A 9806-nucleotide genomic window follows, 5' to 3' on the forward strand; every position below is an offset into this window, starting at 1 on the left:
CCCGAGAGATGCCCGCGACGACGAACGAGCTTGCCCGGTCGCCGATCCCTATCGGGCGGTTTCATCCACGTCGTTAAAGAGGGATCTGGGATTTCTACTCAGGAAGAACGTCGCGAGGCCGAGCAGACCTGACGCTCCGGCGAGCACACCGGTGAAAATCACGGCCCCGTCACCGTCCGCCAATACAAAGCACAACGTCGCCAAGACCAGGCTTAGAACCGACACAACGACCCCGAGCCATCTCAACCCGCCGACACTTCTCATGTGCTCACGCTAGTTACGGGAGCTTGCCCCGGTGACAGATCGGCTAGCGGGCACACGACGGCCCCGTGCCCGCTTGGCGAAGCCATCAAGACTGCGCGAACCAAGCGACCATGCGAACCAGCCCCACAACAGCGATAGAAACCGTGAGCACAGCGAAGCGGAGGCGACGCTGTTTCGACATTGCCTTGCCACCACTGAAACGTGCGGCCGTGACTACGTTCATCCCAACGGCGACGACGACGCACACAAGCCCGAGCGCAAAGAGAAGCTCTGCGGGTGCCATGGCACTCATCTTGCTCTACCACCTCGCGTGCCCGTCCTCGTTCCACCTGCTCATAGCTCACCTCATCGGCGCAAAGCCCGGCAGGCGATCGTCTATCGGTCACGGGGTGGAGACGCTTGCTATGACTTTTCCGCTTCCAAGACGAACTGGCCATCCAGGCTCACCTCGGCGACGCGCATGGTCCTTGCCCCAGCCCCGACCCGTTCGTCGAAACCACCGCGGTCGGCTGCTACGACACTGAGGTGTCGGGTGCGTCGGCGCAGGGCTCAGCGAGCGTGGCATGTAAGAGCCCGGAGGCCTCGATCGGCCACTGATCACCGGCCAGGATGCCGAACACGAACGCAGCCGCGACGAGCGCCGCACGATTGGGTACCCGGAACTTCGCTTGCAGCTTGGCGACGTGGTACGCGACCGTGGCTGGTGCAAGGTAAAGCCGCCGACCGATGGAGTCGTAGCCCTGGCCACGCGACAGCTCGACCAGGATCTGAGCCTGGGTGGGGGTCACGCAGTGCGCGCAGCGGGACTTGTGTGCCACGTGGCCCCTTCCGACCGGTCTGTCGGTCACTATACCGATCGCTAGTCCTCAGCAGAACAAGCCGTTTCGCCTTGCGACCTGAGTGCCCGCTGGTCTTTCATGAGCGTCATTGCAGCACCTGGCGAAGGAGGAATGATGGCCACGAAGACCACCTGGACGGGCGCCGTTGCCGCAGTCGTCTGCCTCGCCGGCCTGACTGCGTGCGTCGGCACAACATCGTCAACTGATCCAGTGTTTAGCGACCCGGCACCGACTAGTACGACGTCGTCTCCTGAAAGCGGCGGCACGCTCGTCGACCCCTTGACACGGCTCGAGGACCCCGACTCGGACGACTTCATCGCCACGACGGTCTCGCCGTCGCTACACGAACACGGCATCGGCGGGGCCACCTTCAAGATCGCCCGGCCCGACCCGTCCTTGACGCAACTGCGTTTCTACGTCGCCTGCTCAGCCGGTGATTTCACGGTCACTCTCGGCACGTTCTACTCGGGCGACTGCACACCTGACTTCACCAGCAGCGGAAGCATCCCGCTGCCATCGGGGGAAGACCCTCTGAGCGTCCGCCTGGACGTCTCGGCAGGGACCGACTACTGGATCACCGCCATCCCGGTGCCGTGACCAGCCGACGCGAGTCGGACCAGACAACAAAGGGGTACTCATGAAGAAAAGCCTTGCCACCGTCGCCGTCACGGCCCTGCTCGTCCTGGCGGGTGGCACAAGCGCGATGGCAGCCGAGGGGCCCACCGCGGGTGCCCAGAATGCACCGACAACGACCAATGGGACAGACTCCACTGACGGCACCGACTCTCTCTGCTCGGGAAGCCGGGTTGTCTACAAGTCATCAAGCTCGGCCGGGTCCTTCACCCAGGCGTCCGGGGCGAACAGCTCTGTCACGGGTGGCCCGGGCGTGACCCTCGCCATCAGCACCTCCACCACGTTCACTGTCTCGGGCAGCATCACCGCCACCACGGGAGTCACCGTGAGCAACGTCGTCGCCAGTGTCAAGGCTGATGTGGGCGTGACCATCGGTGCCAGCAAGAGCGGCACGACAACGAATTCGGGGTCATGGACCGTGCCGTCCAGCTACGGATCGGGACGCCTCGCGATCGGTTCGATGAAGTACAGCGGAACGACCACGAAATACATCGAGAACTCCAGCTGCACCCTTGTGAAGCAGGGCTCCTCCGCGACCTTCAACGCCCCGCAGCAGGAGTGGCACTTCCAAACATCGCGAGTGTCCTAAGGCCGAACGGATCACCACTGGACACCACCGATCCCCGTCGACCAGTCAAGTCGGCGGGGATCGGTCTCCCGAGAGTCGCCGCGACACCCGCCTCACCGGGGCCCATTCGCCACCGGGCAAAACCGCAGCTCGAACCGGTAACCGATCCGATCGTCTATCGGGACAGGATCAATCGCCCGATGGACGCGTTGGCGAATGAGCGGGCCATACGGTCGACCTCGTGCCAACACGTACCGTGACCCTCGGAGGGCCCCTCCTCATCGCCCTCTACGCCTGCGTCATGGTCGTGTCCCTGGGCTGGTTGGAGCCACGAGCAGCTGTCCCGGGCCTCACAAGAACTGAGCTAGCGCAGGGACTCGATGACTTCGGCAGCGATCTCACCGCACTGACCTGGTCACTCGTGGTCGTGGGACTGGTTGGGGTAGGGCTCTCAGTAGCAGCCAGCACCATGGGCCGTCGGGCTCGGCTCCAGCTGAGCACGATCGCTGCCCTGCACCTGGGCTTGCTGATCCTAGGAGCCCCCGTCTCGTTCTTCGCCGCCTTCCCGCTCGGCATGGACGTCGCTGACACCTTCGGGGTCTCCGGTGGACTCCGCACCCCCTGGCACTCGGTGTTGCTCTGGGTCAGCGGTACCAGCCTGTTCGCGCTGCTCGCGCTACTGCTCTCCTCGCTCAGAACGGAACAGCCGGCCACCCAGTCACAAGAGCCAGGCACTGCGAGGCGAGCTACGACAATTCATCACCGCTGACCGATCGTCTAACGGGCACCTTCTTGTGAGGCTCTACGGGGCTGTCGGCGAAATTGACGAGCCGTCTAGTCTCGGGCCATGAGCACCGCCGAGCCGCTGGCGCCGCCGCGAATCTCAGCCAGGGTCGACGCGGGAGCGATCATGGTCCTGATCGTCGGCTTCGCAGCGACCTTGGTCGTCATCGTCGTCGCAGTTCTCTGGCGCGACATCATGGGCGACGTCTTCCTGTGGGCTAGGCCAATTCTGGTAGGCGTGCAGTTGTCGCTGTGGCTCCTGGCGTCCGCACTTTCTGGGCGCCGCATGCTACGTGGCCACCGCGCACTTGTTCCGGCGCTCTGGCTGACTGGCGCTGCTGCTGCGGCCTTCCACGCGAGCATGTTCCTGCTCACAGCCAGCCTCCCCTGCCCGTCTCTCTGTTAGGGGCCTGAGCCGGAGGGACGATCCGTGGGACGGGCCCCTCGGGCCTCGACCGCTGACCGATCCCCTATCGGAACATCGTGGTCAGGGCGGACGTCGCAGGGAAATCAGCCGCGAACTGTGCACTGTCGGGTGGTTGTCGCCTGCTCGTCGGGGCCCTGACATGGACCCGTTCAAGCGCCCTTCATACTGTGGACAACATGAGCGAGACACGAATACTCGAACTACGAACTCAACGAGGGTGGACCCAGGAGCGCCTTGCAGAAATCAGCGGGGTGACCGTTCGCACCGTTCAACGACTCGAGGCGGGGAACGACGTCAGCCTCGACACGCTCTCCCGGCTGGGCACGGCATTGGGCGTGCCGGTGCGAGACCTCTTCATGGAAGCCCCAAAGAGCGAGTACGGAAAAGCCATGTCCGCACTGAGCGAGACCGAGGCGAGAAGCTTCTCGGATGCGGCGCGAATCGCCTGGCGCCACATCGCCTTCGCCGTGGCACTGTTCGTCACGTCACCCATCCCCGTGGTGCTGCTGATCGCCGGGGCAGACGCAGGCGTCATCCCGACAAGTGTGGAAGTCGCCATAGCTATCGGCCTAGGTGCTCTTTCCTTGGTCGCCGCAGCCGGGGCAGCCCACCTCGTTCGGGCGTCGAACACGTTCTCGCCATTTCCGCTGATCCGCCAGAAGCGCCTGAGCTCCAGTTTCGGAGCCCAGCAGTGGGCAGAAAGCCTCGAAGAGACCCACCGACGCCAGCGGGGCACCTCTCTAGCCCTGGCCGTGGGACTCTGGCTGATATCACCACTCCCGGTCATCGTCGCAGCGCTCCTCGAACCGTCGCAGTGGCAAGGGCTCTGGATAGCAGGCGGCGCAACCTTCCTCCTCCTCGTCGTCGCCGCAGGGACGTTCGCCGTTCTGCAGGCGGCATGGTCCCGTTACGCCGCAGAGAAGCTGACCGCATCCGCGGCCTAGGGACCTGCCCTCTGGACGATCCCCTAACGGGCGATAAATACGTCCGGCGGCTCAGCGGCTCGGCCAAGACTCGCCACTGAGCCCAGGAAGTTCGAGGGCGTTTCGTCGTCGACAAAGGAGACGGGGAACACGTCGGAGATGGGTAGCGATCCGCTGACACCTGTGTCCGTGCGAAACCACACGGTCGGGACCTGCCGCTCACCGTCCTCGACCGCGCGAAGCGCCTCAGCCACCAAGGATGGCCACTTGGTTTCCTGGTCTGCCGATACCGCCAAACTCTGGCCCGCGATCATCAGCACCCTCACCCCTCCATAGTGCTCGTGGCGCCGTCGCGTAGCCGATAGATTCCAGCCATGCGTAGACACCGACGCCGTCTCGACGCCTCTGGGGCAACCCAGTTGGGGCTCGTCGCTTTGTCCTCCTTGTGTTTGTGGTTGCTCTTCCGGGCCGACCACTTCTCGAGCATGGCGCCAGCGCCCACAGTCTTGGTCGCTGTGGTGGTTGCTGCCGTGGCATCAGGATTGGTCCTCTGGGCATGGGGCCAAGACGGCGGCCGAGCGAACTACGTCGCGGTCCGCCGCTGGGTGGCCGGCGGAGCCATCCCAGAGTCGATGTCACCGGCCCAATTACGAACCTCTCTGCACAGCCTTGAAGATCGGCTTCAGGGAAGATGGGCCTACCTCGTTGCACTCGTCCTATGGAGCATTGGATCAATCGACCGCATCAGAGATGCCGACGGGATTCCACACGTCGCCTTGGTGGTTCTGCCTGTCGTGTTCTGGGGCGGGATGACAACCCACGCGATGATCAAAGCGCGGCGGGACCTGCCCCGCATCTCCAAGCTGATTGCGCAGACCACCACAACAGGCGTTCTGAGTACGCCGTCAAGGGCCGCCAGCTAGCCTGCGACCCCGCCACGCGGTCGGTTACGGATCGTCTATCGGGACGCTGCCCCCAGATCGTGTTCGGCCCTATGGAACGTCTTCTTCAAAGGCCAGGAGGGACCAGGGCTCCAGGCCGCGGGTCTCCAAGACCGCTTCAGGGAGCGCCCGGGGCGTGCCAAACTCGCGGGCTGCGTAGTCCAGCAGGTTCTTGCCGAAGACGATGACATCCGTCTGGACGACGGAGAAGACCGGGGCCCCTGGGCCGAACGGCGCGGCCGGCAGATAACGGTGGCCGTACAGAGGTACGAGCTGCGGCCATGTGGTGACCTGTTGCTTCACGACCTCGAAGCGCGCTTCGACGGAGTCGGGGCGTTCACCCCACGACGCCGGCCAGAAGACGTTGTTCTCGACATCGAACAAGACGCCCTCGAAAGGCGCTCGGATCGCATCTCGGACACGCTTGTCTGCCCTCGCCCGCCAGTCGTACCAGCCATCAGCCACGGGAAGCGCGAGGGCGAGGAGTTCGCGGTGATCGGGGGCAAAACGGACGCCGTATCGGCGTTCAGCACGACGCAACTCAGCCTCGGAAAGCCCTGCCTCGAGGGCGACACGTCGTTCTCGAAGGAGCTCGACGACCTCGGCAGCAGACACGTCGTCAGCATAGATGCGACCTGTTCGACAGATGATCCCCTATCGGGCGGCCGTCGAAAATGCAGAACATCTGAATTGAACGTAATTGCGTTCTGTGCGGGCAGGATGAGGCTAGCTGTAGGCGCGGAAGTGGAGACGTTGGGGCCGGAATGGCAGCCTCGGCCCCGAGATCGGCCCTGAGAAGTAGTCACCGTGTTCGTCGAGCAAGGTGACGCCTCGCCACGTGCGTCTGATGCTGCCGCCGTAGAGCACGACCTGTTCCATCAGGTCCTTCGCTGCCGCCATGCCGTCATCGTCAGTGCGTCCGGCGCCGAAGGTCCACCAGTGAAGCTGCGAGCCCTCGACCACAACATTGCCGTCATGCCGCACGTGAACGTAGAAGGGCAAAGCGGAACCCCGGTCAGGAACCACCCGCACCTCCAGGTCGAACTCAGCGACGGGAGCGTGGACCGTCACCCGGCCGTGAGTGCCGACGACTGCCTCGATCCAGCCTGGCAGGCCCTCTGAGGCGGTCTTGTCGATGGTCATCCTCAGCTGCCGTCGTTCGAGCAGACTGAATGCCCGGCCGACACCGGCTACGTTCCACTCGAGCTCTAGTCTTCGGCCGCCGGCGAATTCGACGACGATCCATTGCTCACCGATGAATGACAGTCCGGGGACTTCCAGAAACGGCAGGCGATCCGTGTCGGGATCGAGCAGGGTCGCGGAGACGTGGTCCGTCCCGAACGTCCTCCTGGCTGCGTCGGTCAGCCGCCCGAATGTGGCTTCGTGATGGGGCGGGATCGGCACGACCTCAGTATGCCGATTCCCGATAGAGACGGCGAGGGCGCTTGACCGAAACTCCAAGTAGAGAGCAAGACCCTACGTCTGCTCAGCTCCCGGTGACCGATCCCCTCTTGGGCGGTCACGTCCGTGTAAGGGTGGGGCTGCCGCGGAAAGGAATGATCATGGCCAGGACGACATGGGCAGAAGCACCGCACACCTTGCGGCGCGCCGTCGAGGATGCACTCGGCGCCGAGGTCACGGAGGCCGTCAGTCAAACCGGCGGCTTCTCCTCCGGGAGTGCTGATCGCCTAGTCCTTGCCGACGGCCGCCGTGTCTTCGCAAAGTCCGTCGAACGTGCCCGCAACGTCGGCACCTACGAGCTGCATCGGCGGGAAGCAGCAATCGTCCGGGACCTTCCCACGTCGGTGTCCGCACCCCGCCTTGTCGGGACCCTCGAGCAAGACGACTGGATCGTCGTGGCTTACGAGGACATCGACGGCCGCCAGCCAGGGGTGGACGACACCACGCTCGTCCTCGATGCGCTCGGAACGCTGCCCTGCATCGAGACGCCCTCGCAGTTGCCCCGACTCTCGGACGAGCTGACATCGGACGCTGCGAGCTGGAACCGTTTGACCACGTCGGGAGCAGTGACCGAACTCGATCCTTGGGTCGGTGCGCACATCGACCGGCTCCGCCACGTCGCCGCACAACTTCCCAGGGCAGCCGAGGGAGATCACCTCGTGCACCTGGACTGCCGTGCCGACAACCTCCTCATCGACGAGAAGTCACGGGTGTGGCTGGTCGACTGGCCCTGGGCCAGTGTCGGAGCATCCTGGTTCGACTCGGTCACCTACCTCCTCGATGTCCTGGTCAACGACGGGGACGCAGACGTCGAAAAGCATCTTGATCACCCTTCTCTCCGAGGTGTGCCGGCAGAGGCTGTCGATGCGGTCCTTGCTGGACTTGCTGGCTCATGGGTCGAGCAACTCCAGGTACCGGCACCCGAGGACATGCCGAACCTAAGGGACTTTCAGCGGCAGGAAGCCGATGCAGCTCTCCTATGGTTGAGGCGCCGCTGGGCTTGAGACGCGCCCGCAGCGCGATCCCCTTTCGGGCGGCGCCTCGGCCGTGTTTAGCTGCGGACATGCGCGATAAGAAGGGCCGCACGGCGAGCGTGCTGCGATCCGTGGGCGGGATGACACTGCTGCTCGTCATCGTCACTGGCTGCGCACCCGTGCCGGGAGGCACCGCCGCAGGCTCCTGCGCCGTCAAGGAGATCGTCCTCGGCAACTCAGACCTGAGACCTGGCGGCGAGATCCAGCTCAGCGTGGACTGGATGACCGCCAGATGCGAAGACACCGGCGGAACGAACCGGCCCGCCGAGGACATCGACGTCACGATCACCCCGATGGAGAGTTCTGAGTCCCGCCATCTCGGGACGATCCAAAGTGCGGCCGGTTCGCACTTCACTGCCGCTGGCACGTTTCCACTTCCCGACGACATCCCCGCCGGAGATGGAATTCTCACCGTGACATCCACCACCGAAGAAGGGGCGGTAGCCGAGCTGCCGATCACCCTGGCGGCCGAGTAGAGAAACTAGTCCCTGTGACCGATCCCCTATCGAGACAACGACACTCTGCGGAAGCCGAGGCGCTCCTTCTCCCTCTACGAAGATGCGCGAACACCTCCCTGCAGCATTAGGCAGCGCTGCCACAACACCTGGAGACCAAGGACATGCGCATAGATGACGGGCGGCCTGTCCGGGTCGATCTTGGCCCTCGCCCCCGCTTCATTTGGTGGGGGCAGGACGTCGACGACGAGACACGTGATGCCATCGCGACCCAGGGCACCCTCGTCGAGACCTTTCCCACCGAAGACGCGGCACGTCGCCATGCGGAGCAGCAGTCCTGGCCGAGCGGCCCGCCGGAGGCCCTCAGCATCGTCGACGTGCGTGGGGTCAAGGACTACCTCGATCGCAAGGTCAACACGCTCGACGAGGAGGCAGCCCTCACATGCTTGAACTTGGCCGACGATGTCCGCCACTCACTGGACCTCCCCCGGTCGCGATCCAGAGCCGCCCAAGCCGTCTACGACAAATTGGTCGAACGACAGTTCCCGTACCTCACCGATGACAGCCGCTCGGACGCGCTGAACAGATGGAACTCGCAGGAACTCGGCCAGCTCCAGCAAATGCTGCGTTCGTCGCTGCGCTGTTTGGAAACAGGCCTCGCTGAGCCCTGGTAAGCCATCGTCTATCGGGCGTCCGGATCGTGCTTGAGGATCCGGGCATTGAGGTAGATCGTGATGAGTGCGCCGCCCAGCGTGAAGTACATGCCGGTGTGGGAGCGATCAACCACCAGCAACGTCACTGCCGCGATAGCCACGAGTGACGCGGCAATCAAGAAGAACAACGCTAGGGATCGCTTCGAGCTTTGACCGCCGTCGGTATCCATCCTTCTACGCTCTCTCGCCAGAGGGCCAGCGTCAAGAAACCGCCCGCGTTGTCGCGGCCTCCTGATGGCTATCGCCCCCGTTGTCGAGGCCGTTTCCGCTCGGCGTCACACGGAATCAACTGCCCTCGGGCTAGCTGCCGGTAGGGACGCAGGGCCTGCTGCCTGGCCGCGGATGAAGAAGAAGGCAACGATGCCGACCACAATCGTCGAGATGTTCCCCGTATCTGCCACGGCCGAGACGGGGCTGCTGGCTGGCCACGACGCTTGGAGGAACACCCCAAGGTCGAATGTTGTGTGCAGGAGGATCGGCCAGATCAAGTTGCCGGTGACTCGGAGCGCCAGGTAGAAGCAGATCCCCGTCCCGAAGGCCAAGACGATTTGGAGCCCGGTGGCTAGGGGCGTTTGACCGACGACGAGATTGCCTCCGTGCAGCAGCGCGAAGATCCCTGCCGAGAGCGCTGCCACTGCACCCTCCGGGTAGCTCGCGCGTCTGAGGAGATCGACGATGAGGCCACGGCAGAGCACCTCCTCCGTGAAGCCGACGAGAACACAGGTGAGCACCCACATAGCCAGGACGTCCGTCCCGATCGCCGCG

General features: G+C 64.2%; 14 protein-coding genes. 7 read left to right on the top strand and 7 right to left on the bottom strand.

What is annotated here, in order from left to right; genetic code table 11:
- Positions 1–349: 349 nt before the first annotated feature.
- Positions 350–547, bottom strand: a complete 198-nt coding sequence (locus ASE87_RS16425; RefSeq protein ID WP_162235900.1) for a hypothetical protein — start codon at positions 545–547, stop codon at positions 350–352.
- 229 nt (positions 548–776) lie between these two features.
- The gene (locus ASE87_RS15035; RefSeq protein ID WP_162235901.1) at positions 777–1082 is read right to left on the bottom strand and encodes a LuxR C-terminal-related transcriptional regulator; all 306 of its coding nucleotides are present in this window, start codon (positions 1080–1082) and stop codon (positions 777–779) included.
- A gap of 135 nt (positions 1083–1217) precedes the next feature.
- Between ASE87_RS15035 and ASE87_RS15040 the strand changes: the two genes are divergently transcribed.
- From ASE87_RS15040 to ASE87_RS15060, 4 genes are all read left to right on the top strand, one after another.
- Positions 1218–1700, top strand: a complete 483-nt coding sequence (locus ASE87_RS15040) for a hypothetical protein (protein ID WP_137847185.1) — start codon at positions 1218–1220, stop codon at positions 1698–1700.
- 40 nt (positions 1701–1740) lie between these two features.
- A complete protein-coding gene (locus tag ASE87_RS16245) occupies positions 1741–2325 on the top strand; it encodes a hypothetical protein (RefSeq protein ID WP_137847184.1) in 585 nt (194 codons plus the stop codon).
- Between the two features lie 826 nt (positions 2326–3151).
- The gene (locus ASE87_RS15055) at positions 3152–3493 is read left to right on the top strand and encodes a hypothetical protein (protein ID WP_056230038.1); all 342 of its coding nucleotides are present in this window, start codon (positions 3152–3154) and stop codon (positions 3491–3493) included.
- 197 nt (positions 3494–3690) lie between these two features.
- The gene (locus tag ASE87_RS15060; RefSeq protein WP_082452708.1) at positions 3691–4458 is read left to right on the top strand and encodes a helix-turn-helix domain-containing protein; all 768 of its coding nucleotides are present in this window, start codon (positions 3691–3693) and stop codon (positions 4456–4458) included.
- 23 nt (positions 4459–4481) lie between these two features.
- Here ASE87_RS15060 and ASE87_RS15065 read toward each other — a convergent pair whose 3' ends face one another.
- From ASE87_RS15065 to ASE87_RS15075, 3 genes are all read right to left on the bottom strand, one after another.
- A complete protein-coding gene (locus tag ASE87_RS15065) occupies positions 4482–4757 on the bottom strand; it encodes a hypothetical protein (protein WP_137847183.1) in 276 nt (91 codons plus the stop codon).
- Between the two features lie 672 nt (positions 4758–5429).
- Entirely contained in the window at positions 5430–5993 is a 564-nt protein-coding gene (locus tag ASE87_RS15070) for an SMI1/KNR4 family protein (protein ID WP_137847182.1), read from the bottom strand.
- 111 nt (positions 5994–6104) lie between these two features.
- Positions 6105–6782, bottom strand: a complete 678-nt coding sequence (locus tag ASE87_RS15075; protein WP_056230047.1) for a hypothetical protein — start codon at positions 6780–6782, stop codon at positions 6105–6107.
- A 92-nt stretch (positions 6783–6874) separates the two neighbouring features.
- Between ASE87_RS15075 and ASE87_RS15080 the strand changes: the two genes are divergently transcribed.
- The 3 genes from ASE87_RS15080 (at position 6875) to ASE87_RS15090 (ending at position 9002) form a co-directional block, all read left to right on the top strand.
- Entirely contained in the window at positions 6875–7843 is a 969-nt protein-coding gene (locus ASE87_RS15080; protein ID WP_157489934.1) for a phosphotransferase, read from the top strand.
- Positions 7844–7902: 59 nt separating this feature from the next.
- Positions 7903–8349: a hypothetical protein gene (locus tag ASE87_RS15085; protein WP_137847180.1), complete on the top strand. Its 447-nt coding sequence runs from the start codon at positions 7903–7905 to the stop codon at positions 8347–8349.
- A 143-nt stretch (positions 8350–8492) separates the two neighbouring features.
- Positions 8493–9002 (top strand): hypothetical protein, encoded by a 510-nt coding sequence (locus ASE87_RS15090; protein ID WP_056230055.1) that lies wholly within the window; start codon positions 8493–8495, stop codon positions 9000–9002.
- Positions 9003–9010: 8 nt separating this feature from the next.
- Here ASE87_RS15090 and ASE87_RS15095 read toward each other — a convergent pair whose 3' ends face one another.
- Both ASE87_RS15095 and ASE87_RS15100 read right to left on the bottom strand, forming a co-directional pair.
- Positions 9011–9211 carry a hypothetical protein gene (locus ASE87_RS15095; protein WP_056230059.1) on the bottom strand — a complete coding sequence of 67 codons (201 nt, stop codon included), beginning with the start codon at positions 9209–9211 and terminating at the stop codon, positions 9011–9013.
- Positions 9212–9316: 105 nt separating this feature from the next.
- Positions 9317–9806: CPBP family intramembrane glutamic endopeptidase (locus ASE87_RS15100; RefSeq protein ID WP_157489935.1), on the bottom strand; the 490-nt coding region annotated here is incomplete at its 5' end.

It is taken from the genome of Frigoribacterium sp. Leaf44, assembly GCF_001421865.1.
In the GTDB taxonomy this organism is placed as follows: domain Bacteria; phylum Actinomycetota; class Actinomycetes; order Actinomycetales; family Microbacteriaceae; genus Frigoribacterium.